We start from the raw sequence: 25,152 nt of genomic DNA, 5'->3' as shown, positions 1-25,152 counted from the left end.
TTTTGCTAAATCAATAGCAATTAAATTAGACTGTGTCATGTATGGACTCCTTAATTGGTAAAAGTTGTTTTGCAATTTCTTTATACCGTACTCTCCCGTTAATGGGGAGGAGTCCATACATCTGCTACATGCGCGTGCCTCGCACCTCGCTTCTTTACTCTCGTATCTCGCACCTCGCAACTTATTCCTCGTTACTCAAACCCTTCCAACACAAGTTTTCCGCGAGCTTTGTGAGATTCTAAAATCCCATGGGCTTTAATAAGGTTTGCTACGTTTATCTTACCTAAATGCTCACCCAATGTTGTTTTGATTGTGCCGTTATCAACTAAGGTTGAGAGCTCAGAAAGAAGCTGATGCTGGGCAATCATATCATCGGTTTGGAACATTGAGCGGGTATACATAAATTCCCAATGCAACGAAATACTTTTACGCTTTAACTTTAAAATATCAAAGCTTGCAGGGTCGTCGATCAGTGCCAATTTACCTTGTGGCTTGATCACTTCCATAATGCTATCTAGATGTTGGTCGGTGTGCGTTAAGCTCACTACGTAATCAAATTCATTCAAGTCGGCCGCAAGACGCTGCTCGTTAAGGTTTTTGCTATGATCAAGCACATGATCAACACCTAAGTCTTTAAGCCAGTTGGCGCTTTCTTCTCGTGCGGCGGTACCAACTACGGTTAAATTGGTAAGCTGTTTGGCAAGCTGCACTAAAATTGAGCCTACACCACCTGCGGCACCTATCACTAATACAGAGGCTGGCTTATTGTTTTTAGATTTTTCAATTTGTAAACGGTCAAACAATAACTCCCACGCAGTAATACTGGTTAAGGGCAGGGCGGCTGCTTCACTATTACTAAGGCTTGTTGGTGCAAGACCAACAATGCGTTCATCAACAAGTTGCAGCTCAGCATTACTACCTTGGCGCGTTAAGTCGCCAGCATAAAACACACGGTCACCGACATTAAATAACGACACTTTGTCGCCAACAGCTTTAACGGTTCCCACAGCGTCCCAACCAATAACCTTATAGCCATTGTCTGGTGATACATTAGCGCGAATTTTAGTATCAACAGGGTTTACTGAAATTGCTTGTACGGCTACAAGAATGTCGTGACCTGTGGCAACGGGATCTGGTAATTCAATCGCTTGTAGTGATGAGTCTGATAACGCTGGAGTTGCTGTGGTGTATCCAAATGCTTTCATGATGGTGTCCGTATTGATGAGTTTTGAACACTATAGCGCATCTAGTTTTATTAAAAAGGGTTTAGATACCAGCTCGCAATAATACGTAATCATTTTGAGGGAGCAAACCTGTCGCTACCAGCGTTAAAAATTTCTCATTTAGAACAACTAAATAACGAAATTTTTGCCTTGTTATCAACGAGGTTTTCTTGCCTCAAAAAGCCCACTTTATTAAGCAAGCTGGTATTATCCAAATTCACTTTCAAATAATTTTTGTTAATTGAGGTCACTATTTACTAAATCGAGTAATTCGATCAGTTGCAGTGCTTGTTGTTCGTTAATGCTTGGGAAGCGACAACGAATTTGCGACGGTATCTCAGCGGCTTGATCTTGCATCGCCTTGCCTTTGGCTTCGAGCTGCACGAGTCGTTTGCGTTTATCTTGGCTATCTTTGGTGATCGACAACAATGCTTTATCGCTCATTTTTTTCAAAATTTGCGTCATCGCACCGCCATCAATGGCAGTTTTTTCCAGTAATTCAGCAATGCTGATCTGATCTTTTTCCCACAGCGCCATCATCACTACGTATTGCGGGTAGGTTAAATCTAATTGATTAAGAGAGTCTCGATACGCACGGGCAATCCCATTCGATGCCATATATAAGCGATGGCATAGCTGGTTATCTAATTTTAGCTGTGGGTATTTCATACTCGATCCTCAAAATTCAATACGAGCATTTTAATTTGCATACAAAGTATTTGCAATCCCGAAAAAGCTGATCTAATATATTTTGCATGCAAAGTATATTTTCACTCAATTAGGAGAGTAATCATGAAAGAACTACAAAGCGTCGCATACACAGCAAAAGCAACAGCAACAGGTGGCCGTGAAGGCACAGCAAAATCAGATGATGGCCGCTTAGATGTGGCACTATCAACTCCTAAGGGGTTAGGTGGTGATGATGGTCAAGGTACAAACCCTGAGCAATTATTTGCAGCAGGTTACGCGGCTTGTTTTATCGGCGCATTAAAGTTAGTGGCTGGCCAAGCAAAAATTAAATTACCGGCAGATACTCACATTAACTCTGAAGTATCAATTGGTCCTATCGAAGGTGGTTTTGGTATTGCTGTTAAGCTTGCTGTATCGGTAGGTGATCTTGATAAAGACACCGCTCTTGCACTTGTTAATAAAGCGCACGAAGTATGCCCATACTCAAACGCTACACGCGGTAACATTGCTGTAGAGTTATCAGTGATCTAATCGCTATTTATCAAAATAGGCCGTGCTTTATGCACGGCTTTTTTGTTTTTCAGCAATCGATTTTGCTAAATCACCTGAACCCGTAAGCGCAGATACTAGGCCTTCGCGTGGTTCACTAAATTCTATTGGTTTTATCTTACTGGCTCGGGCTGCATCGAATACCGGTATTTGGCTCATTGCGTATTCAGACAATGCGGTAATGGTTAATGATGGGTTTACCCCTAAATTACCCGGTATGATTGAGCCGTCAATAACACGCAGGTTTTGATAGCCGAACACTTCACCTGAGCTATCAACTACGCCGTTAGAGGCATCAGTCCCCATGGCGACTCCACTCATTATATGCGCCGTCATCGGGGCACCAAAGAGCACTTCAGTTAAAGCAGAGCCTGGCACACCACCGAGTTTTTCGGCGTAGAGTTTGGTTGCTTCTTCTGCTTTTGGAAAACTAACGCTAAGCGGTGCATCATTCTCTTTTTGCACTGCAGTAATGCCGCTTTTAAATAACCGATACCATTTGCGTCGCCATTCAAGGTGAATAAACGCCTCGGATTTTTGCATCACCAAAAAGAGAATTGAGCTGCGGGCTTTGCCTTTTGGTCGCAATACTTTGGCTGTTTTTATTGGATGGCGCAGTGTATTCACTAAAAACTTAGCGATACGCTTGAGGCCTTTTCCAGTCACCATAGGAACGTAAGGTAAATAAAGCCATGTGCCATCGGCGCCTTCCTTAAACCGGCAAATTTCAATGTTGGTGTCTTTGTCGACCGAAATAAATGAGCTGATCGCAACGCCATCATCAACTTTTTTAGTGGTATTGTTCGCGGTGGTGAGGGTTTCTGAATTTGTACGAATTTGCTGACCAAGCCAAGCTGAAATATTAGGTAGTGTTTTGTCTTTATCGCGCATTTTTAAAAGCAAAGGCACGGTGCCCATGACCCCTGCGCTTAGCACAACGCCACGTGTTGTTAGCGTATAAATATGGTTGTTGCGATGACTGGTATCTTTAATCTTAATTTTGTATCCGGCGCTGCCATCTGCATTGAGTGGGGTGATTTTAATTACTTCAGAGCTGGGTCTTATCTCTACGCCATTGCGCTCGGCAAAGTACAGATAGTTTTTCATTAAGGTGTTTTTGGCATTATGGCGACAACCAATCATGCAGCTACCACAGTAATGGCAGGTATTTCGCCTTGGACCATCGCCATTAAAGTATGGGTCGGGTAGCTCTTTGTTATAGGCTTCGCCGGGTTTTGCAAAAAGCACCCCGGTATTCACGGTTTTGAACGAGTCACCTTGCCCCATCTGCTCTGCAATCTCTTTAAGGGTGTGATCGGCAACATTGGTATAGGTATTTTTGGCACTGCCTAACATGCGTTGTGCAAGGCCATAGTAGGGCATTAGGCTTTCTTTCCAGTCTGATTTTATGCGTGTCCAAGCTGGAGATTGAAACACCTCATCATCAGGAATAAGGTGCACATTGGCATAAATTTGTGAGCCACCGCCAACACCCACACCATGCAGCACAGTGACTTTGCTGGTAAACGAAAATTGAATGCAGCCTTTTAAGCCAATTTCTGGTTGCCACATATAATTTTTGATATCTAGGTTGGTCTTTGGAAATTCTTTATCGTCGCGGCGAAGGCCTTTTTCAAGTACTAAAACCCGGTTACCTTTTTCGCTTAGGCGTAGCGCACTCACTGAGCCACCAAACCCAGAGCCTATAATTATTTGGTCAAAATCAAATGTGTCTTGCTGCATGGTCATCGCTTGTTGATATTTATTATTATAATTAACTCGTTACAAAATACGCTGTAAATTAGCTGCTTATCTGTTGTGGTTTGGGATGTACATATTAGTAATATAGAAGCTTGTCGGTTGTTTGTCTTAGAACAAGTAATAAAGAAACGCAATTTATCAACTTTTTAGTGCTCAGCAGCGCTTACTCGCTATATGTTAAGCCATTTAATTAAATAGTTTGTCATGCTTTGTACGCCGTTAATCTAAATAAACCGAATCATAACAAAGCTATAAATTTCAATTGCATGCTAGCAAAATTCTGTTGTCGAACAGAGCATTTTCAATAAATTACTTAAAAATAATGCTTTACTCCTTTTTTGGGCTGTAAAATTAGTTAAATAGTCTAAACTATTAGCAAACCTACAATAAAAACAGGACATTTCGATGCGGCAGTTAGCATTAGCGAAAAAGTTATTATGGCTCACAGTAGGCAGTATTTTTATTACTGTGTTTGTTTTATCGAGTGTTTTATGGTGGCAGTTGTCAAACAGCAACCAGCAGTTAGCTGCACAATCAGAAAAGCTGATTGTTGCTGAAGTTGAAGACAAACTAGCCTCCAATGCTGCCGCATATGGTGAGCAAGTCGCTGGATTTATTAACGAAGCATATCGAGTTCCTTATTCATTTGCCGCAATCTTAGGTGATCATGATGCAGCAAGTACTTTAACTCGCGATGCGGTGGTTGAGTTGAATCGCTCACTACTCAAAAAAAATACCATTCTTTCATCTATTTATTCGCAGTTTGAAGCAAATGCGTTTGATGGCCGTGATGCTAATTTTATTAGTGGTTATGATCATTCTGTGGCGGGTGTTGGTACTTTAGAAATCTATTTCACACGCAATCGAGATGGCGCCATTGAGCAACAAGTCGTAGATGATGCGGCTGAAAAATATGTCGATACACTTAATGAATTTGGTCAGCGAGAAGCTGAGTGGTACCTGTGTGTAAAAGACACCAAAGTACCCTGCATAATGGAACCTTACCTATACGAAATCACCCCAGGGTATTCAGAAATGATGACCTCTTTAACTGTGCCAATTCTTCGTGATAATGAATTTATTGGTGTTGCTGGTGTTGATTTAACTTTGCCTGTATTTCAAAGCATGACCGAAAAATTGTCAAAAGAGCTATATAACGGTAAAGCCCGAGTTACCTTATTAAGCTCACTCGATTTAGTGGTTGGTAGCAGCCATTACAAAGATAAGCTAGGCAGACCGCTAAAAGAGGCTGTGGCTAAAAGCACTTTAGACAATTACGTTAAAGCGAAAAATCAAAGTGGTGTATTTAAAGTCGGTGATGAGTATTTAGTTAATTACCCAATCACCATTAAGCTTGCTAAAACCCAGTGGAACTTATTGATTCAAGTACCAGCTGAGCTTGCACTTGAGGGCCCTCATGCGCTGGCAAATAGCATGAGTGAAAACGCCAATACGTTAGGCGGCTTAATCTTGGTGACGGGTATTATTATTGCTGGTGCAGCCTTTGTTATCATGACCTTAGTGATCCGCACCATTGTGGCACCATTACAACAAATTCAACAGCGTGTTGATAACCTTGCTAGTGCTGAAGGCGACCTAACCCAAACCCTGCATGTTGATACCCATGCTGAATTAATAGCACTAGCAACAGGTTTTAATGCGTTTCTTGCTAAATTGCGTGACTTAATTGGTGAGCTTAAAAATGTATCGACGCAAACCAAGGAGCAAGCCCACATGGCAACCAGTGTTGCTGTTGATACTAAACATAATGTACAAGCGCAATTTCAAGAAATTGAAAGCGTGGTGACCGCAATGAACGAAATGAGTGCAACAGCACTTGAGGTTGCAAGGGCTTCTGAACAATCGGCGCAACAAGCTGACGAAATAAATAGTTTAGTAGTTAGTAGTGAAAAAAGTTTGTCTTCAGCTGTAACACAAGTTAAGACTATGTCGGATGAAATAAAAGAAGCAAACAAAGCGGTCGAAAAGGTTGCAGCGCGCAGTAATGACATAACTCAGATATTAGATGTGATCAGAACGATAGCAGAGCAAACCAATTTGCTTGCCCTCAATGCTGCTATAGAAGCTGCAAGAGCTGGTGAGCAAGGACGTGGATTTGCCGTGGTCGCCGACGAAGTTCGTGCGCTTGCTTCAAAAACACGTTCATCAACAGATGACATCAGCGGTCTAATCGACAGCTTACAGCTTGAAGTAGGCAACGCTTCTAAAGTGATTGAACAAGGTGTTGTGCGTGCACAAACCGCGGTAGATGAAACCTCCGTTGCCTTTGATGCGCTGCATGAGGTGGTTGTTAAGGTGGACGAAATTACGCAACAAATTACCCATATTGCAACAGCCGCTGAAGAGCAAAGCTCTGTAACCGAGGAGATTAATAGGAATCTTACTTTAATCTCAGATGCTGCATCGCAATTAGCAGAGTTATCAACGCAGGCTGGAGACGGCAGTCAAACGCTTAATGCCCTTGTTGCACAGCAAGATGATGAGCTGAATAAATTAAAGACGAAATAGCTTTAAGTTGCTAGTTGCAAGGGTAAAGGGGCTAGTTACGAGGTGCTAGGTGCGAGATAAAACGCGATGTGAAATCGCTGTTACCTACTCGCACCTCGCATCTCTAGACCTTGTTTCGCGCGCCAAGCAAGTGTGATGCCTGCATTCCCGTACCTCATAGTTTGCCTGTTTGCTATTCATACGATTTATTAGACTAATAGTTAATGTGCTTGATTAATAGGCATTTATTAACAATTGCTGTATGTTGTCTAAATTATCAATTAATTTAAGTTGTTATATTTCAATGGGTTAAGAGAATTTTCTGTATTTTTAATACTATAAGAACGGCTTTTTTACAAACTCATACCCTACCTTTTGCCTAATCGTGTTTTTGGCCCGACTGCTTTACCCTAACTGCATAATAAAAACTCACATAATTTTTCAAGATAGGCAGTAGGAGAACTCATGAATACGAGGCAGCAATCAGCGTCAACAGCGCCTGCTGAGCAAGGGTCGGATACTCATGCCGATCAGCAAAGCTATCAAGCTCTTCATAAACCCAGCAGTGAATTTTCGAGTCGCGACGAATACCTTGAACACGAATTACAAATTATGCAGCCTAAGCGCTGGCGTCCTAATTTACCATTTCGTGATTACCGGTTTGAATTAGAAGACTCTATCCCTGCAATGGCAGGAACCATAGGCAAGGTGGTCATGGTCGGTGCAATTGCTGCAACGTTTGCAGCGCCACTGGGCCTAGGTGAAGGTTTTATTCTAGAAAACGTGCGCTATGAGCTATTAATTGTATCGATCTTCATTTTATTATTTTCGGGCTTCTTTTTACCAACGGCAAATCTGGCGGGTACGCATGGGCCGCTTATTCCTTTAATCCCGATTGTGGTTGCAGCGGGTGGTCACCCAATGGCCTTTGGTTTACTGATAGGGGCGTTTGGTCTGTTACTCGCGCTTAGTAAAGGGGGGAGTTTACTGGCGGGCTTAACCAGCCGAGGAGTGTGTGGCGGTTTACTGCTCTACCTTGGTTTTATTGGCACGATTTCGCAGGTTAAAAAGCTGTTTGCATGGGCTGAAGGCATTGATATGACCCATATCGCTTTTATTGTGATTTTATCGACTATCGTGTTGTATGCCTTACTTGAGCACTACAAAAAACGTTGGTTAGCTGTGCCATTAAGTTGCTTACTTGGTGGTTTAATCGCATTTTTACTGGGTGCGCCGTTTGAGTTTAAAACAGCACCGGGCTTACCAAATATGAACCCAATGTATTGGTGGGGTGAAAACACCGGTTGGATGCTGGGCTTACCAACCCTAGAGAGCTTTGTAGTGGTATTGCCGTTTGCAGTGCTTGCGGTTGCTATGTGGTCACCTGACTTTTTAGGACACCAAGTATTCCAAAAAATCAGTTACCCAGAACGCACAGAAAAAGTGCAAATGAACATTGACGATACCATGTTTAGTGCTTCAATCCGCCAGACATTTGGTTCCTTATTAGGCGGCTCTAACTTTACCTCATCATGGGGAACTTACATTGTGCCAGCAGCCATCGCTAAGCGACCCATTCCTGCAGGTGCGGTGTTAACAGCATTATTTTGTATCATTGCCAGTATTTGGGGCTACCCAATGGATTTAGCTATTTGGCAACCCGTGTTATGTGTCGCCTTGATTGTAGGTGTGTTTATCCCACTTCTTGAAGCTGGCATGGAAATGACCCGCGAAGGTAAAACCACCCAATCGGCTGCTATTGTGGTGTTTTCATCGACTTTGGTGAATCCTGCATTTGGTTGGTCGTTAACTATGTTGCTCGACAACCTGGGCTTAATTGGTTGTAAAGAGCGAAGCTCTGAACTATCACCAATGAGCCGTTGGATCATTCCATTAATAATGTTTGTAATTTTAACAAGCGTGATGGCGCTGGTGGGTATGCTGCCAGGGATCCCAGCATTAATGGCTGACTTTAGGCATTGATAAAAAAGGGTAAGGTGATAAACGCCTTACCCTTTTTCAAAGCTGTTATTTAAACTTAACTGTTTTTTCGCTGCGGATGTAAGTTCGGGTATCTGGTTTTGTCCATTGACCTTTTTTAAGGTAAGAGGTCGACACCACAAAGCTGTTGTTTTTAAACTCGCTTGTCGATTTTACCTTAGTGATCCCCTCTTTGCTGCCTGTCACATTCTCATAAGCAACAAACTGAGTAGGGCTAAGTACATTCATTGTGCCTTGGGTATAAAAACCTGCCGTAGTGAAGTAATAAAACACTAAAGATTGCTTTTTATTATCCCAAAAAATCATCGATTCACCACCATATTCACCTTCATTGATAGAATGAATGGTTTTAATAGCCGTGCCATTGAGCGCGCGTTGCCAGGTACTCACATCTTGCACCGCAGGTTTACCTGCTGCGACATTAAAGTCAGACTGCCATGTGCCTAAGTAAGGCTCAAACACTTTTAGCTTGTCATCAAGTTGTTGCTCCGCCGCCAAAACAGAAAGTGAACACAGGCAGATTGATAGTAAAAGTGATTTTAGGTATGCCATAATAGCGTCCCGATAAAATTAATTTGTTTTGCAAAGTATAGGTGATAATTTATTGATTAAGAAAACATTAATTACATTTTCATTGTTGTTTCTAGCGCTGCTATGGCTGGTATCGTGGCAACTTAATATTACCTACTTTATTGCAGGCACTTACAGCGTAGCGAGCATAATAAGCTTTTTGGTATATGGCTGGGATAAACGTTTAGCGATGCAACATGGCGAGCATACAATAAGAGTACCTGAGCGTACACTGCATATTTTAGGGTTAATCGGTGGTTGGCCAGGTTCATTAATTGCACAGCAATGGTTAAGACACAAATCCAAAAAACGCAGTTTTATTGCCGTGCTTTGGTTAACAATTATTGTTAATGGCAGTGCACTGTCGTCACTGTACTATTTGCAGTTAATTTAAAAGTAGATCAAAAAAGGAAAGCCGTTGCTTTCCTTTGGTGGGAAGTAATTTCATATTATTGAGTAGCTTGATTAGACTCTATGCTTTTAAGATCTACAGTCAATATTGTTTTTTTATCTACAACAATCCACTTGCGATAGGTTAAATAACCAGGCTTGGTTACTTCAATATCGTATTTACCATCATTAAGTTCAATACCATCTTCGTAGACAGGTTTAATATTCATGATACGAACACGCGCATCGTTAGGTGTAGTAACGACCGTTAATGAAGTTACAGGCACTTCCTCTATCACTTCAGCTACAGGTTCTACAATAGTCTCTGGTTCTGGCGAAACTTCTGTGGTTGATGAACAGCCTGCTAGTATCATCAGTGCACAGGCAAGACTTAATTTTTTCATAATTACTCCATTAAATTACACTATTTATTAGACGTTAAAGAAAAAGAATGGCGTTCAAAAATTTATTTGTGCAAATTCGCTCTTCCCTGACGTTTGATTATTTAATCTTCTGATCTAGATTGTATTTTCTAGACTCTTTCTAATTTCTTCGCTCCGTTCTACAAGTCTTTCGGCTGTTCTATACATTTTTTGTTTCATTAAACTACTGGCCATAGAAATATAAGTCGTTGCTATTTGATCTTTGATTAATAAAATGGGCTCAAATGATTCAGGGAAGATTTCAGCTTCTTTACTAAATGACTCATCAAACTCGATAAGCTGTTTATAGTCCGAAACATTTGCAAGTTGAGTGTTAAATCTTTCTAATTTTTCTTGATAAAATATTTTGGCATCGTCGTCAGGGTAACTCACAGTCATCCCTTCACTCGTTTTTCTCTTATATTCAGCTAATGCGATCGTGGCTGACTCTTTTTTTCGCAATGCAGTAACGAGTGGCTCAAGTTCTGAAGTATTGGAAAAAACTAATTCACCTACATCAAGTAATGTTTTTTGTGTAACGAAATCTTCATTTTCAATAGACGCTAAAACTGCCAGTTTGAAATTATTTATATGCTCTTGGTTGGGTACATAGGTATAACTAGAGTCGATAATTTTTATTTGAGATACAAGACCGTGAATGTTGTTGTCACCACTTTCATCATATCTAGATTGCGATAACAGTACATCTAAACGGTAACTTAGATCAGATAGGATTGACTGTCTTTCAGTAAGCAAGCTTTCGAGTTTATTATTTAATGTCTCTGAATCAGGATAGAAATTTTTTGCTTCGTCATAAATAGCAATAGCTTCATCGTAGGCTCTTGTATTTATGGCGGTTCTTGGTAAATCATCGACTTGTTTAGTAAATTTTTCTACGACTTTATTTTGATGAACAGCTAAAAGCCCTTCTTTTAATACTTTGTATTGTGGTGGAATTTCATTTAATCGTTGCGGTAAACCATCACTAGGCCAATTCATCCATGTTTCAAGCTGTTCAACTTTTGCGAGCGAGTTTTGATAGTTTGCTTCAATCAATTGCTGTTTATCGCTTTGGGATAAAAACTGATACCCAGCACCACCAATAAGTAATGCGTAGCAAGCTGCATGGATTAATAATGAAGTTCTATTATTGTTTAGTTCATATTTAACTTCAGACAATGATTTAGGGCGATGAGCAGCATCAAGTGAAATACACTTTTTGATTTTAAGCCAAACACTTAATGAACTGTTGCTGGGTTTTTTTACACTTGTATCTTTTGCTACTTGATTTGCAGCGACTCTATTGTATGGATGCTTGCTCGTTAATAGCTCAAATGCAATACAACCAAATGCAAATATATCGTCTTTAGCTGAAGATTTGTCTCCATTTAGTTGCTCAGGACTAGCATATGTGGGGGTATAACCATTGCTGTTTGGTTGCTCATTGTTAGCAGGGGCTGCATATTTATCTTCTTGAAGGTTTGTTTTTGCAATACCAAAATCTAAAATCTTTAAGTTTCCTTGCGAATCAAGAATTATGTTTGAAGGCTTTAGGTCGCTGTGTACAATTCCCTTAGAGTGAGCGTAAGTTAGGGCGTCAATAAGCTGATTTAAAATAGGTTTAGCTCGTTTTTGAGACAAACCATTTGGTTTACTTCTTTTGATTAATTGCTCAAGAGTTTCACCTTCAATCCATTCCATTACGACGAAATGATAGGTGTCACTTGAAGACGCTGAAAATACTTTGACAATGTTGGGGTGAGAAAGAGTGCGAGTTTTTATTGTTTCATCTTTTAACAATAATAAAGCATCCTCTGAGTCAGCTAACTCAGGGTGTAATACTTTAATTGCAACTATATTATCTTGATTTAATTGAGTATTTAGGTAGGTGTCTCGTGCTCGATAAATATAACCCATGCCACCTTCACCAATTAATTCTTCAATTAAGTAGCGGTTTGAGAGTGTTTTACCAATTAAATGAAGCTTGCTTCCTTTAGATACCGCATTTTTATTTTTTATTGAGGCAATACGTGTTTTATCATTCTCAGCAGTCATTATAATTCCTTTTATAAAAATCAATATCCTTTTGACTGGGGACATATTTTACAAAAAATACAACAATAAGCAATCATTCAGTTTATATTAATGAACTGGTACTTAAGGTTTAGTTCTTAGATTGGTTATTTGTTTTTGTATTTTATTTTGTTTTTTAAAATTATTTAAATTCTGTTTTTGGGTATTTTTCCGCGTTGACTTTATTCTGCGAAGTATTTTATCCTATTAGAATGTTTGTATTTATGGGACTAACAATCAAATGGAAGTGATTCTAAATGTTACCAGTTATCACAGGCTTTCTCCTGAGATAGATGCGAAAAAAGTAGTAAAAAATGAGTTAACTTTTGGTCGGTCAGAAGATTGTGATTGGTATTTACCTGATCCGGAAAAAGTAATATCAGGTCGCCATGGTAAAATTGTAAAAGAAACAGATGGCTTCTATGTTTATGACTACTCGACAAATGGATTGTTTATAAACTTTTCAGTTTCACCGCTTGGTAAAGAAAATAAACACCGACTAAATGATGGTGACATTCTCACTATTGGTGATTTTCAAATTGAATCAACTTTACAGCAAGATGAACAAGCTCAAAATATTGAGCCACATGTCAACTCTTTCAATACCCCGCCTACAGAACTACCAACAAATTTAAGCGGTAATTTTAATGCTTCTTCTGAGCAGCAATTGGCTTACGACAGTTCTAGTGAACTTGAAGAGGCAATGCTTGCGCCTACTTTTCAGAAAGCACCGAGTGAAAACATTGACATATTTTCACAACAAAACCTCAGTCAACCCATTCCAGAGGACTGGGATGAACTCGCACAACTATCAGCTACAGTTAAAGAAAAAGAAAATAGCGTGCCTGTATTACCGGTAGAAGAGCCTGTAATTAGCACTCCAGCTGTTAATGATAGTAAGCCGTTCAATAATGGCAATAGTGCAATAGCTGCAAATAACGCCCCAGTTAGTGCACCTATAAAAGATAATCAAATTTCAAACTCTTCGAAATTAGTTATTTCTTTTTTGAATGGTTTAAGTGTTAATGAAAAATTAGCTGCAGAGCTGCAAAATGAAGACACATGGCAGCATATGGGCGAGTGCTTTAAGCTTTTTCTTGAAGGCTCGATGGATTTGATTCGTCAGCGAACAAATATTAAGAATCAACTTAAATTGAATCACACAACTTTTAAAGTTGAGCAAAATAACCCTCTTAAGTTTTCAGCAACCATTGATGATGTTATGCAGAATCTTTTTGTTCGTAATAGCGCAAGTTTTTTGCAAGCGAATGAAGCTGTAAAAGAAAGTTTTGTTGATATAAAACTTCATGAACAAGGGTTACTAGCAGGAGCAACAGGGGCGCTTAATGGCCTTTTAGAGCAATTATCACCGCGTGATATAAAAGCGCAAAGTAATAAAGGTGGTCTACTTAGCTCTTTGCCTGCATATGGCGGTGCTTCTAGCTGGCGTATATATAACGAATTGTATGCTGACATTGCAGATGATGTTAAAGCTAAAGGGGTTTTAGCATTTTCTGATGATTTTCTGAAGGCATACAATAGTGGTAATTAGTTGTATTACAATAAAGGAATAATGCAATGTTGAAGTTCAAGCTTACTTTTGTAGGTGTTATGTGGGTATTTTTAACAGCCTGTACAACGGTAAACAAGTTTGTGCCCCCATCTACTGATTTAAACATTTCAGTGGCCTCAGATGTGAATCCAGATATCTCTGGCCGTCCTTCACCTGTCGTTTATAAAGTGTTTGAACTAAGCTCCCGAACTATTTTCGATACGCAAGATTTTTTTAGTTTATATGAAAATCCAGAAGCGGTACTTGGGCCTGATCTTCTTAAAAAAGATGAACTTGAATTACAACCTTCGTCAAGCATTGAATACAAAATGAATTTAAACAGAAATACTCGCTTTGTTGGTGTGGTAGTCGCTTATAGAGATATTGAAAAGGCCCGTTGGCGAGCTGTTATAGAGGTTGATCCGACAGGCTACGATGACATTGACGTAAATGTTGAGTCGTTAGCTGTATATATGAAAGATTAAAGGAATAAACATGAGTGATTACACGCGGGTCGCATGGACAGAAGGAATGTTCTTAAGGCCTCAGCATTTTCAACAAGCAGATAAGCATGTTTCTAGTGTAATTAGAAGAGTTATAGAGGGCACTGTTGCTGATTCATGGGGAGTCATTGAACTCGAAATTGATAGTGAACTACTTGTAACCGGTCAATTTGCTATTGATAAATTGTCGGCTATTTCGCCAGATTTATGCCCAATTCAGATGCCAAGTGATGAGTTTCTTCCTGATCCCTTAGTGGTAGCTAAAAGTGCCTATGATGAAATTATATGCCTTGCAATTCCAGCCTTGAAGGGAAGTGGGATCAACATCTCTTCTAGTGAAGACGAATTAGTGACACGTTACAGGATTGCAGACTTATCAGTTAGTGATGACAGTTTAGGCTCTCAAGCTCAAGAAGTAATCCAAGTAGCAAAGCTTCATAGCCGATTGATGTTAATGTCTGATGATACATCGGGTTATGTCTTGCTGCCGCTTGCAAGAATTACAGAAGTCACGAATGAGGGAGCAATTAAACTTGATTCTAAGTATATTCCTCCTAGTTTGTTTGTCACCAGTAATAAGCCTTTAACAGCGCTTGTCAGAGAGGTCTCAGGTTTAATAAAGCAACGTGCAGAAAGTATTGCAGTCAGGCTATGTCAAGGGTATGCAGGTAGCACATCAGTGGCTGATTTTTTGATGCTACAAACATTAAATAAATATGATGCTATTTTTCAAAGCTTATTAACGCACTCTCGTGTTCATCCTCGAGAACTTTATGCAAGGTTAATTGAGCTTGCTGGCGAACTTGCAACATTTAGTGCTGTAAATAAACGGGTGCCGCAACTTCCAAAATATGACCATGCAAATTTACAGTTTGTTTTTGCAGAGGTTGTGAACTTCCTATACCAATCTCTCAGCCAAGTGATTGAACAAACAGCCACTGAAATTAAGTTAGAACAAAGTAAGTTTGGTATCTCATTCGGTGCATTAAGAGATAAGTCGATTCTCGACTCTGCTCAATTCGTACTGGCTGTCAAAGCGAGTATTCCCCATGAAGAATTAAGAAAGTTGCTACCTTCGCAAATTAAAATTGGTAGCGTAGAGTCGATTCGAGATTTAGTAAATAACCAGCTACCAGGGATCTCAATCAATGGCTTACCTACAGCGCCACGTCAAGTACCTTACCATGCTGGATATCATTATTTTGAGCTTAATAAAAACAGTGAACACTGGAGCAAACTAAAATCCAGTGGGGGTATCGCTCTTCATTTATCAGGTAACTACCCTGATTTAAACTTAATTCTTTGGGCAATTAGAAGCTAATAAAGGAAGCGTTTCAATGGATGAAACAATAATTAAACCACGTCCAGGACGTTTGGGCCGTAACAAGTCAAATTCAGAAGCATCGCAAGGCTCGAGTGACAAAACCGTGGTCTCGTTTAGTCACTCTTCACCTGAAAAGGCGAGTGTCAGTTCTGTATCAATTTTTAAAAATGAATTACTCGATGCGGCTAATGATAGCTTTTCATTGATCATTTTTATTAATCAGTCATCGCAAATAGACAGTTTAGCGGCTTTAAAGCATCGTGCAATTGAATCAATCAAGCGCTTTGAGACGAATCTGCGCGCGAAATCAATTGAGCTCACGGTCATTAATAATGCGCGTTATTGCTTATGTGCTGCAATTGATGAAGCCGTATTAAATGCAAAGTGGAGTTCGTTAGAATGGGCAGAAGAAAGCTTATTATCCACTTTTCATAAAGAAACATTTGGTGGTGAGTACTTTTTTACTTTGCTGGATGAAGCGCTAGCGCATCCAGAAATGAATCGAAACTTTTTAGAGCTACAATACCATTGTTTAAATTTAGGCTTTAAAGGTAAGTTTCGAGTTGCTGCAAGCGGTGAAAGTAAGTTAGAAGATTACCGTAATAGAATTTACCACATCCTCAATCAGCTTGATGGGCCTCATAGTCAATTTTTAACACCTAGCTGGAAAAGCCGTGTTGCAGCAGGGGTAGAGTTAAGAAACCAAATTCCTCTTTGGGTTGTAATTTCGGTTCTTGCTTTAATTGCGCTAGTGGTTTATTTATTTTTCAATATGCGTCTCAATGAGCAAGTTGACGCTACTGCTGAAAACTTGAAATTAGTTCATCCTTTGTCATCTTCACAAGTTGAAGGTAATAGAAGCAAGCAACTTGAATTGTTAACTCAGTTATTACACACAGAGATACAACGCGGTATAGTTAGCGTTGAACAACAAACAGACAGGATCAGAATAACAATAAATAATGAGAGTTTGTTTAACTCTGGTGAAGCAACACTATTGCCCTCTTTCCAACCCATTTTAGAGAAGTTAGCACTAAGCCTTGAAGGAACAAAAGGCAAAATCTTAATCACAGGTCACACCGACGATAGCCCAATAAGTACCAGTCAGTTTCCTTCTAATTGGCATTTATCATTAGCTAGAGCTACACAAGTAGCAAATTCAATGGCTAAGAATACTGGCTTAATGGGAAGGTTATGGCCAGAAGGAAAAGGCTCTGCAGAGCCTTTAGTGAGCAATACGAATTCAGATAAGGCATTAAACCGCCGAATTGAAATCGACTTACTTTTTTAATGGAGTTGTGATGAGTTTTATTCAAAAGTGCAAGCGCGCTATGTACGCTGCTACTTCTCGTAAGGTGATGATCGTAGTTGGCTTTTTAGCTCTCTTCCTTCTTATTTGGTTTGGTGGTCCTTTGATAGCGATCGCTGATTATAAACCGTTTGAAAGTGTCGCTGCTCGTGCAATCACTATTTTAGCAATTTTACTGGTATATACCGTTATTAAACTGATTGAATTTAGAAATCAAAGCAAGCGAAATACTAGCATGACAGAAGAGCTGATAGAGGTTGATGCTAATTCTGCAGATGAAGTCCAAGAAGAAATTAAAACCTTAAAGACTCGAATGGTTGAGGCGATCGAGTTATTGAAGGATGCCAAGCTCTTTAACGGCCGTAATATCTATCAGCTTCCTTGGTATATCATGATTGGCCCTCCTGGTTCAGGTAAGACAAACTTTATCAATAACTCAGGCCTTGATTTTCCTTTAAAGGAGAAGCTAGGCACAGACTTAATTCACGGTGTTGGTGGTACGCGGAATTGTGATTGGTGGTTTACCAACAAAGCAGTGATTATTGATACCGCAGGACGTTACACCACGCAAAACAGTCATGCTTTACACGACTCAAAAGCATGGCAAGGTTTTTTAGGACTACTTAGAAAATACAGGCCAAAACGACCTGTAAATGGGGTGATCATCAGTATGGGTATCTCTGAACTGATGAATCAAACTAAAACTGAGCGTAATTTGCATGCTCGCGCGATTAAACAACGACTACAGGAGCTTCAAGGGCAGCTGGGCATGACCTTTCCTGTTTATGTTATTTTTTCAAAAGTTGACTTAATTGAAGGGTTTAGAGAGTTTTTTAGTGAGCTGAGTGATGAAGAAACCGAACAAGTTTGGGGGGTTACTTTTGAGCTTGATGCTGAATCTGACAATCAAATTGAAGTGTTTAACAGGGAATTTCATGGGCTAATTTCAAATTTAACCTCGTTATTAAATCGACGTTTAATTAATGAGCATGATTTAGCAAACCGCTCTAAGGTATTTGAGTTTCCAAAGCAACTTCGTGCACTTCAAAGTGTAGGTTATTCTTTTTTAAAAGAAATATTTACACCAAATGCGTATGAAAGTCTGCCAATATTTCGTGGTGTATACCTTACTAGTGCAACGCAAGAAGGGACTCCTTCTAATTTGTTGACTGAACAAAATTCAACGAAAAAAGATTATATAAACCAAACTAGAAGCTTCTTTATAAAGCGTTTGTTAGAGAGCGTTATTTTTCCTGAGCAAAACCTAGCAAGTACCAACAAACATCATGAAAAGCAAAGTAAGTGGTTACGCGTGTCATGCTTAGCTGTGACATGTATCACTTTAATAGCATTAAGTATTTCTTGGTACGTGAGCTTTTCATGGAATAGTGATTTGATAGATGAAACAAATCAAGCATTAGCTGAATATCAAGTGCTAGATCAAAATACAGTAGATAAAAGTAATCTGCTTGTTTTGAATCAGCGCTTTAATAAGTTAAAGAATTTCCCTGTTAATGAAATTAATGCTGAAGATTTTGAGGCTTATGGTTTTAGTAAGGTAGAAGAGCTAACAGAGGCTTCAAAAAGTGCCTACTTGCGTTCACTAAAAACGTACCTAGAACCATATTTACTCAATGCGCTAACATCTGAGATGGAGCAACAAGCTGATTATTTGAGTTATTTATACGAGACATTACGCAGCTATCTGATGTTATTTGAGCCTGAGCATTATAATCAAGATGATTTACTTGCCTGGTTTAGTGCCTATTACGAAAGGGCTCTTCCTGGGGACGTGAACGTAACTAATCGCAGTGATCTTATGGCTCATACACGAGCATTACTGGACCATGGTTTTTCTGGGCAGGAAATTGATCATCAAGCTGTTCGTCTTGCGCGAGCTGAATTAACAAAACTGCCAATTGCAGAAAGAGCTTATCAAAGACTGCAAGCTGACTTTATGGAAAGCAGCATTCCTCCAATAAAATTAACAGACATTATAAGTTACGAAAGCGCACGAGAATTTAGTTTTCAAAACCCTGAAGTCGCGATGAAAGGTATCCCAGGTCTTTATACCTACAATGGTTATCATGGCATTTTTAATGTCGAGAAAAGCAAGATGTTGGGTAACTTGATGGCAAGTAGTTGGGTTTACGGTGAAGAAGCTGCAAACACATACGATATCTCAAAAGCTGACATCGAAAAGAAATTAGAGCAAAAGTATTTTCAAGATTATATCTATTACTGGCGTTCGTTTGTTGATGAGCTGACTTTAAATGAGTTCAATTCACCAACAGAAGGTGTTCGCGTTACTAATGTTTTAGCGGGACCAGAAGCGCCAATAAAAAATATTATTACAACTGTTCAAAAAAATGTTCAGTTGACTAAGTTGCCTATTTCGGAAAATCAAAAGGCAGCCGGTAAAGTGGCTGCAAACGCTGCTGAAGTCGCTATGCATACTAAAGCTAATAGACTTAAACGTTACTTGCCTAATGAAACACCGAAATTTGAAGTTAAACTTCCAGGCTACCAAGTAGAGGAAGCATTTAGTGATATTTTAGAAATTGAACCACAGCAACTTGAGACAATTCAAGCAAGTTTAAGAGAGCTAAATATTTACTTAAACCAACTTGATCGAGGTGGGTTACTTAAGTCATCAGTAAAGAATCAGTTAAGTGGCAAGAATAAACCGGAATTCCTCAGTCAGCTTGAGTTTCAAAGTAAAGGACTACCTTACCCAGCCAATAAGTGGCTATTAGACATTAGCCAAGATACGTCGAATATTACTCGAAAAAGTGCCAATCAGCACTTAAACGAAATTTGGAGAAGCAGTGTTTTACGTGAGTATAATGCTGCAATCGTTGGGCGTTACCCGTTGGTTCCTAATTCAGATAAGGAGATCAATCTTAAAGATTTTTCAGACTTTTTTGGTCCTAAGGGCACGATAGATAACTTTTTCACTACGTATATTGCGCCTAGTGTTGATACCAGTAAGAGCCCTTGGCGATTTGAAAAGAACATAGGTGTTAGTGAGTCAGCACTCAGAATGTTTGAACAAGCTGCCAGAATTCGAGAGGTGTTTTTTGATGGCAACAGTAATACGCCACGAATAGAGTTTGGTTTAAAACCGATTAAACTGGACCAAACAATTTCCAGCTTCATGATCGAAATTGATGGTCAGTCAATGATTTATCGACATGGCCCACCGAAAGTAAAAAGTATTGTTTGGCCAGGAGACGTTGCTCAAAGCAAAACTAGAATTGTGTTTACACCACCTTATGGGGGGAGAACCATCAATACCAGCTACAGTGGTGAATGGTCTCTCTATCGAATGCTGGATGATCTTAAAGCTCAGCGAGCAGAAACCCAGAGTGACTTAGAGCTGCACTTTTCGCTGCAAGGAAATAATGCAACGGTTGAATTATTACCTAATTCGATTCGACACCCATTTTGGAACGCAAGTATAGAGAGCTTCTCATGTCCGACAAGGTTATAGGTATTGGCTATTTGGGTAAAGTTCCATTTTTGGGTGACTTTGTGCAAGAAGGTATTTGTCAACAGTTTTCAGAGCATTGGGAGCATTGGCTTCAGGCTGCGATAGCAGTAAGCAAAGAACAACTAGGTGCCCAGTGGCAAGAGCGTTATTTAACAAGTCCTGTTTGGCACTTTGCACTATGCGAAAACTTAATTACAGAGAATGCAAAAATGGGGACGCTTTTGCCAAGTGTTGATGCTGTAGGCCGTCATTATCCCTTTACTGTTCTTGTTGATAGCGATAGCACACCGATTGCGACATTAAACTCAAACCAGCTATCGCTTGATTATGAAGACGCAGTGTTAACTGTTCTAGATGACAGTGTAGACTTAAGTGTTTGGCAGAAAAAGGTACTCAGTACGCTTAAAAGTAATCATTCACCAACTAAAAAATTCAGTAAAAGCCTTTCTCCAGATGAAAATAAATCAGCTGCAGTATTTGAGTTTCAAGGAGATGAATTGGGTGCCGGGACATTAAACGATGTCTTGCATTCGCTATTACTCAATAAGTATGGAGATTACAGCGTGTGGTGGACCCACGGCTCTATAAATATTAAACCTGTCGTTTTTGTGACGGCAGGTTTACCGCCAGTAAATCAGGTGGCTGCAATGCTAGATGGACGTTGGCAGCATTGGGAATGGAATTATACCCAGGTAAGTGAGTGTGAATAAAAATTTTATTAGTTATGCCGTGTCTCATCGCGGAGTCGTTCGTGAATTAAATGAAGATGCTTATATCGAACTTAATAAGTATAACATTTGGGTTGTTGCGGACGGTATGGGGGGGCATGAAGCGGGCGATTTTGCAAGCCAGCTAGTGGTAGATGTCATTAAGGCTGAAGTCGAAGAGTTACCTGCTTCATTAATTTCGACTGAGATGTTGATTAAGGCAATAAAAAGCGCCAATACAAAACTACTTGAGTATAGCAGTGATTTTTTGGGGAACAAAACGGCTGGTACAACAGTTACTGTTTTGTTTTTTAAAGATAATAAATATTCAGCAATATGGGTAGGTGATAGCAGGATATACCTTTACAGATCGAATGCTTTGCTACAGTTATCTCGAGATCATAGCCAAATTAATGATTTAATTGACGAGGGCTTACTCACAGAGCAAGAGGCAATAAATCACCCATTAGCGAATGTAATTACACGCGCAGTAGGGGTACAAAATGAATTATCAGTCGATTGTGTTGAAGGTGATTTATTAACTGATGATATTTTCCTACTTTGTTCTGATGGATTAACTGGTGAGTTAAGTGACTCAGAAATTAGTATTGCTTTAGGTCCTAAAAATATAATTGATTCTGGTATGGCTTTAATTCACTCCACTCTTGTGCGTGGTGCAAGAGATAATGTTACTTTTATTTTAGTGAAAAATGAAGAATCGGATAAATCTAATAATAAAAAACTAGTTAATGATGATTTGACTGTGCCCTTATTATTGAGTAAATAGCCTATTATTAAAATAATATGGATGATGCTTTGTTTTATTATTTTATTTTTTGTAATTTCATTTTAATTAATGATTTTGTGGCTTGAAATTAAAAATAAGAGATGTATTATTTTACGTCGTCTCTATTTTGGGTGTAAAATGAATTTGTAAGGCAATGGAATGTTTGTATTTGATGAATATATAGCTCCAATTAGCGAAGATGCATTCGCGGGCATTGAGCCTAGATCAGATGTATCTCCTACCTCAACGTATTATTCCTTAAAAGATATGCGTAATCAGCTACGTGCTGCCGAGCGCCTTGCACTCGTTGATGATGAGGGCATAGCTTCTCTTGCTCGTGATTGGCAGCCATTGTTAGAACAATGTAGCGCTGCATTAAAATCAGAAAGTAAAGATATTGAATATTTAGCCTGGTTTATTGAAGCACTATGTCGTGTATATGGTTTTAAAGGTTTGGCATTTGGCTTTCGAGTTGCACATGAGCTTATAAGTAATCATTTTGAGTTACTCTATCCATCACTTGATGAAGGCGATGAAATATCTGATAAAGTTTCTGCTCTTGTTGGTTTAAATGGCGTAGCGGGTGATGGCGCGCTTATCATCCCTATTAAAAGTATCGCTCTAACAGATAGCCAAAATTATGAACCATTTACTTACTGGGAATATCAGCAAGCTTACGACATATCTAGGCTCAATGATGAGAAAAGAGAAAAGAAAATAGCGCAAGGCGCTATTGATTTTGAGTTAATAGAAAAAAGTGCCCAAGAAACTCCTGCTGAGTTTTTCCTCGAATTAAAAAACGGCATTGAAGAGGCTCTCACAGAATTTAGTGCATTAAGCATTGCACTTGATGCTGCTACTGAACAGTCACAACCCACTTCTAATATTAAGCAAGCACTCGAGGAATGCTTAAATGCAGTTTTGCATTTAGGCAAAGATAAGCTCAAATCTCTTGAAGTCAAATCAATACAAGAACCACAAGACAATGAGCGAGTGGATGATGATGCATCTATAGCTGAGAATACTAATCGCAATGATGCAGTAATCAACAGCCGAGAAAGTGCGATAAATAAGTTGCAAGAAATAGCACAGTTTTTCAGAAAGACAGAACCGCATTCACCTATGTCTTACACCATTGAACAAGTTATTCGATGGAGCGAATTATCGCTACCAGAATTATTAAATGAATTAATAACCGATAGTGATGCTAGGACCGGATACTTTAAGCTGTCTGGCATCAAAGTTAGCGAAACAGAAACCGAGTAAAAGGAGTTTTGAATGAGTATCCATGACAAATTAAAACGTGTACGTAAACCTAGAGTACACATTACCTATGATGTTGAAACTGAAGGTGCAATTGTAAAAAAAGAGCTTCCTTTTGTAGTTGGGGTAATGGGTGATTTTTCAGGTCATAATAAAGAAGTATTAAAACCTTTAAAAGACCGTCGTTTTATTCAAATCGATAGAGAAAACTTTAATGATGTTTTAAAAAAAATGAGCCCGTCTCTTAAGTTAGATGTTGATAATACTTTAACTGATGACGGCACCAAATTTAGTGTTGATCTCAACTTTAAAAGTATCGATGACTTTGAGCCTGCTGCTGTCGTAAATCAAGTTGAACCATTACGCAACCTAATGGAGACTCGTAATAAACTTCGTGACCTCATGACTAAGATTGACCGCTCGGAAGAGTTAGAAAATGTCTTAGAGGAAGTGTTAAGCAACACGGCGAGTCTTGATTCAATTGCCAAAGAGCTAAAGTTAGAGGAGTCTGAAAAATGAGCACCGAAACACTAGCACAAGAATTAGACACAGCAGCAACGACAGAATCGGCGTCGTTATTAACCCAAGCGATTGGCGCAACTAAACAAACAGACGCAAGTCGAGCGGAAGAGCTATTACGCACTTTAACTGAAGAAGCTTTAAAGGGCACTGTTCAATGGAATAAAAACATGACAGTGACTTTCAATGAAGCTATTCAATTGATCGACCAAAAAATATCGAAACAACTCAGTGTGATTATGCACCATGAAGACTTTCAAAAATTAGAAGGTTCTTGGCGTGGTCTTAATCATTTGGTGATGAATTCAGATACAGGCTCAACATTAAAAATCCGTGTACTAAATATGAAGAAGAAAGAGCTTCATAAAGATTTAAGTAAAGCGGTTGAGTTTGATCAAAGCCAAACATTCAAAAAAATCTATGAGTCAGAGTTTGGTACACCAGGCGGTGAACCTTACGGCACTATTGTTGGTGATTTTGAGTTTACTAATCACCCAGAAGATGTTGAAACACTCAGCTTAATGTCAAATGTTGCTGCTGCTGGTTTCTGTCCGTTCATTTCGGCATCATCACCTTCACTCTTTGGTTTTGATAGTTGGGAAGAGCTCACTAAACCAAGAGATCTTGAAAAAGTATTTGAATCACTTGAATATACTAAGTGGCGCTCATTTAGAGACAGCGATGATTCACGCTTTGTTTCACTCACGATGCCAAGATTTTTATCTCGTTTACCTTACGGTGCAGCATCTAAACCTGTTGAAGAATTCAACTATGAAGAGTTTGAAGTTGATGAGCTTGCCGGTCGCTCTGTAAGTACTGATAACGGTGATTATTGTTGGAGTAATGCTGCCTATGCGATGGCGACGAACATGACAAAAGCATTCTCTCAATATGGTTTTTGTACTGCTATTCGTGGTGCTGAAGGCGGCGGTAAAGTAGAAGGTTTACCTACCCATATATTCACGAGTGATGATGGTGATCCTGATCTTAAATGCCCAACAGAGATTGGTATTACTGATCGACGTGAAGCTGAGTTAAGTAAGCTTGGTTTCTTACCACTGTGTCATTATAAAAATACAGATTACGCTGTGTTCTTTGGTGGACAATCGTGCCAAAAGCCGCAAGTTTACTCAACGCCTGATGCAACTGCCAATGCCGCTATTTCAGCACGCTTGCCTTACCTTATGGCTACTTCTCGCTTTGCTCATTATTTAAAAGTAATGGCACGTGATAAAATTGGTAGCTTTATGGAAGCAGAAGACGTTGAATCTTGGTTAAATCGTTGGATCTTATCTTACGTAAATGCGACAGAGGGTGGTGGTCAAGATATCAGAGCACGTTATCCTTTAGCAGATGCAAAAGTTTCAGTTAAAGAAATTCCTGGTCAGCCTGGTGCTTATAATGCTGTCGCGTGGTTAAGACCATGGTTACAAATGGAAGAGTTAACGTCATCACTTAGATTGGTTGCCAAAATCCCTGAGATTGGTTAACCCTTCCTGCATTAAGGA

General features: G+C 39.4%; 20 protein-coding genes. 14 read left to right on the top strand and 6 right to left on the bottom strand.

The features are described 5' to 3' along the window. Nucleotides 1-191: 191 nt before the first annotated feature. Both L1267_RS09850 and L1267_RS09845 read right to left on the bottom strand, forming a co-directional pair. Nucleotides 192-1,205, bottom strand: a complete 1,014-nt coding sequence (locus L1267_RS09850) for a zinc-binding alcohol dehydrogenase family protein (protein ID WP_235382721.1) — start codon at nt 1,203-1,205, stop codon at nt 192-194. A 255-nt stretch (nt 1,206-1,460) separates the two neighbouring features. Beyond that, the gene (locus L1267_RS09845; RefSeq protein ID WP_130151823.1) at nt 1,461-1,892 is read right to left on the bottom strand and encodes a MarR family winged helix-turn-helix transcriptional regulator; all 432 of its coding nucleotides are present in this window, start codon (nt 1,890-1,892) and stop codon (nt 1,461-1,463) included. A 123-nt stretch (nt 1,893-2,015) separates the two neighbouring features. On the opposite strand from L1267_RS09845, the gene L1267_RS09840 reads away from it, so the two are divergent. Further along, nucleotides 2,016-2,444, top strand: a complete 429-nt coding sequence (locus L1267_RS09840) for an organic hydroperoxide resistance protein (RefSeq protein ID WP_054553604.1) — start codon at nt 2,016-2,018, stop codon at nt 2,442-2,444. A 27-nt stretch (nt 2,445-2,471) separates the two neighbouring features. Here the strand turns inward: L1267_RS09840 and L1267_RS09835 are convergent, their stop codons facing one another. After that, nucleotides 2,472-4,205: a GMC family oxidoreductase gene (locus L1267_RS09835; protein ID WP_235382720.1), complete on the bottom strand. Its 1,734-nt coding sequence runs from the start codon at nt 4,203-4,205 to the stop codon at nt 2,472-2,474. 423 nt (nt 4,206-4,628) lie between these two features. Here L1267_RS09835 and L1267_RS09830 point away from each other — a divergent pair, with 423 nt between their 5' ends. After that, the gene (locus tag L1267_RS09830; protein WP_135926834.1) at nt 4,629-6,752 is read left to right on the top strand and encodes a methyl-accepting chemotaxis protein; all 2,124 of its coding nucleotides are present in this window, start codon (nt 4,629-4,631) and stop codon (nt 6,750-6,752) included. Nucleotides 6,753-7,196: 444 nt separating this feature from the next. Then, nucleotides 7,197-8,714, top strand: coding sequence for a DUF3360 family protein (locus tag L1267_RS09825; RefSeq protein WP_235382719.1), 1,518 nt, complete (start codon nt 7,197-7,199; stop codon nt 8,712-8,714). Between the two features lie 45 nt (nt 8,715-8,759). Here L1267_RS09825 and L1267_RS09820 read toward each other — a convergent pair whose 3' ends face one another. Further along, entirely contained in the window at nt 8,760-9,284 is a 525-nt protein-coding gene (locus tag L1267_RS09820) for a hypothetical protein (RefSeq protein ID WP_235382718.1), read from the bottom strand. Between the two features lie 52 nt (nt 9,285-9,336). Here L1267_RS09820 and L1267_RS09815 point away from each other — a divergent pair, with 52 nt between their 5' ends. Next, nucleotides 9,337-9,696: a DUF1294 domain-containing protein gene (locus L1267_RS09815; RefSeq protein WP_235382717.1), complete on the top strand. Its 360-nt coding sequence runs from the start codon at nt 9,337-9,339 to the stop codon at nt 9,694-9,696. Nucleotides 9,697-9,751: 55 nt separating this feature from the next. On the opposite strand, the gene L1267_RS09810 is transcribed toward L1267_RS09815, so the two are convergent. Next, entirely contained in the window at nt 9,752-10,096 is a 345-nt protein-coding gene (locus L1267_RS09810; RefSeq protein ID WP_135926838.1) for a PEGA domain-containing protein, read from the bottom strand. A gap of 114 nt (nt 10,097-10,210) precedes the next feature. Then, nucleotides 10,211-12,193 carry a serine/threonine-protein kinase gene (locus L1267_RS09805; RefSeq protein ID WP_235382716.1) on the bottom strand — a complete coding sequence of 661 codons (1,983 nt, stop codon included), beginning with the start codon at nt 12,191-12,193 and terminating at the stop codon, nt 10,211-10,213. A 235-nt stretch (nt 12,194-12,428) separates the two neighbouring features. Between L1267_RS09805 and tagH the strand changes: the two genes are divergently transcribed. From tagH to tssC, 10 genes are all read left to right on the top strand, one after another. Next, on the top strand, nt 12,429-13,739 hold the full coding sequence (gene tagH, locus L1267_RS09800) for a type VI secretion system-associated FHA domain protein TagH (protein WP_235382715.1): 1,311 nt from the start codon (nt 12,429-12,431) through the stop codon (nt 13,737-13,739). A 26-nt stretch (nt 13,740-13,765) separates the two neighbouring features. Next, entirely contained in the window at nt 13,766-14,224 is a 459-nt protein-coding gene (gene tssJ / locus L1267_RS09795) for a type VI secretion system lipoprotein TssJ (RefSeq protein ID WP_138557092.1), read from the top strand. Nucleotides 14,225-14,234: 10 nt separating this feature from the next. After that, complete coding sequence (tssK, locus tag L1267_RS09790) at nt 14,235-15,563, top strand: type VI secretion system baseplate subunit TssK (protein ID WP_105181721.1); 1,329 nt, start codon at nt 14,235-14,237, stop codon at nt 15,561-15,563. A gap of 16 nt (nt 15,564-15,579) precedes the next feature. Further along, on the top strand, nt 15,580-16,857 hold the full coding sequence (tssL, locus tag L1267_RS09785; protein WP_235382714.1) for a type VI secretion system protein TssL, long form: 1,278 nt from the start codon (nt 15,580-15,582) through the stop codon (nt 16,855-16,857). A 10-nt stretch (nt 16,858-16,867) separates the two neighbouring features. Further along, nucleotides 16,868-20,368, top strand: a complete 3,501-nt coding sequence (gene tssM / locus L1267_RS09780; RefSeq protein ID WP_235382713.1) for a type VI secretion system membrane subunit TssM — start codon at nt 16,868-16,870, stop codon at nt 20,366-20,368. Continuing rightward, nucleotides 20,350-21,078, top strand: coding sequence for a type VI secretion system-associated protein TagF (gene tagF / locus L1267_RS09775; RefSeq protein WP_235382712.1), 729 nt, complete (start codon nt 20,350-20,352; stop codon nt 21,076-21,078). Before tssM ends, tagF begins: the two co-directional genes overlap by 19 nt. After that, nucleotides 21,071-21,862, top strand: a complete 792-nt coding sequence (locus L1267_RS09770) for a PP2C family protein-serine/threonine phosphatase (protein ID WP_235382711.1) — start codon at nt 21,071-21,073, stop codon at nt 21,860-21,862. Before tagF ends, L1267_RS09770 begins: the two co-directional genes overlap by 8 nt. A gap of 159 nt (nt 21,863-22,021) precedes the next feature. Then, the gene (tssA, locus tag L1267_RS09765) at nt 22,022-23,128 is read left to right on the top strand and encodes a type VI secretion system protein TssA (protein WP_235382710.1); all 1,107 of its coding nucleotides are present in this window, start codon (nt 22,022-22,024) and stop codon (nt 23,126-23,128) included. A gap of 12 nt (nt 23,129-23,140) precedes the next feature. Continuing rightward, nucleotides 23,141-23,644, top strand: a complete 504-nt coding sequence (gene tssB, locus L1267_RS09760) for a type VI secretion system contractile sheath small subunit (protein WP_235382709.1) — start codon at nt 23,141-23,143, stop codon at nt 23,642-23,644. Then, the gene (gene tssC / locus L1267_RS09755) at nt 23,641-25,134 is read left to right on the top strand and encodes a type VI secretion system contractile sheath large subunit (protein WP_235382708.1); all 1,494 of its coding nucleotides are present in this window, start codon (nt 23,641-23,643) and stop codon (nt 25,132-25,134) included. The genes tssB and tssC overlap by 4 nt, the downstream gene beginning before the upstream one ends. The last annotated feature ends 18 nt before the right edge of the window (nt 25,135-25,152 follow it).

It is taken from the genome of Pseudoalteromonas sp. OFAV1, from assembly GCF_021532595.1.
Classification (GTDB): domain Bacteria; phylum Pseudomonadota; class Gammaproteobacteria; order Enterobacterales; family Alteromonadaceae; genus Pseudoalteromonas; species Pseudoalteromonas lipolytica_C.
Note: the sequence above shows the minus strand (reverse complement) of the source record. Positions and strands in the feature narration are given on the sequence as shown.

Excerpts from the sequence above, each read along its gene's own strand:
- tagF (WP_235382712.1), top strand. The coding sequence starts at position 20,350 with ATGTCCGACAAGGTTATAGGTATTGGCTATTTGGGTAAAGTTCCATTT.
- tssM (WP_235382713.1), top strand. The coding sequence starts at position 16,868 with ATGAGTTTTATTCAAAAGTGCAAGCGCGCTATGTACGCTGCTACTTCT.
- tssC (WP_235382708.1), top strand. The coding sequence starts at position 23,641 with ATGAGCACCGAAACACTAGCACAAGAATTAGACACAGCAGCAACGACA.
- L1267_RS09835 (WP_235382720.1), bottom strand. The coding sequence starts at position 4,205 with ATGCAGCAAGACACATTTGATTTTGACCAAATAATTATAGGCTCTGGG.
- tssK (WP_105181721.1), top strand. The coding sequence starts at position 14,235 with ATGAGTGATTACACGCGGGTCGCATGGACAGAAGGAATGTTCTTAAGG.
- tssA (WP_235382710.1), top strand. The coding sequence starts at position 22,022 with ATGTTTGTATTTGATGAATATATAGCTCCAATTAGCGAAGATGCATTC.
- L1267_RS09840 (WP_054553604.1), top strand. The coding sequence starts at position 2,016 with ATGAAAGAACTACAAAGCGTCGCATACACAGCAAAAGCAACAGCAACA.
- L1267_RS09810 (WP_135926838.1), bottom strand. The coding sequence starts at position 10,096 with ATGAAAAAATTAAGTCTTGCCTGTGCACTGATGATACTAGCAGGCTGT.
- L1267_RS09820 (WP_235382718.1), bottom strand. The coding sequence starts at position 9,284 with ATGGCATACCTAAAATCACTTTTACTATCAATCTGCCTGTGTTCACTT.
- L1267_RS09850 (WP_235382721.1), bottom strand. The coding sequence starts at position 1,205 with ATGAAAGCATTTGGATACACCACAGCAACTCCAGCGTTATCAGACTCA.
- L1267_RS09825 (WP_235382719.1), top strand. The coding sequence starts at position 7,197 with ATGAATACGAGGCAGCAATCAGCGTCAACAGCGCCTGCTGAGCAAGGG.
- tssB (WP_235382709.1), top strand. The coding sequence starts at position 23,141 with ATGAGTATCCATGACAAATTAAAACGTGTACGTAAACCTAGAGTACAC.
- L1267_RS09845 (WP_130151823.1), bottom strand. The coding sequence starts at position 1,892 with ATGAAATACCCACAGCTAAAATTAGATAACCAGCTATGCCATCGCTTA.
- tssJ (WP_138557092.1), top strand. The coding sequence starts at position 13,766 with ATGTTGAAGTTCAAGCTTACTTTTGTAGGTGTTATGTGGGTATTTTTA.
- L1267_RS09830 (WP_135926834.1), top strand. The coding sequence starts at position 4,629 with ATGCGGCAGTTAGCATTAGCGAAAAAGTTATTATGGCTCACAGTAGGC.
- tssL (WP_235382714.1), top strand. The coding sequence starts at position 15,580 with ATGGATGAAACAATAATTAAACCACGTCCAGGACGTTTGGGCCGTAAC.
- tagH (WP_235382715.1), top strand. The coding sequence starts at position 12,429 with ATGGAAGTGATTCTAAATGTTACCAGTTATCACAGGCTTTCTCCTGAG.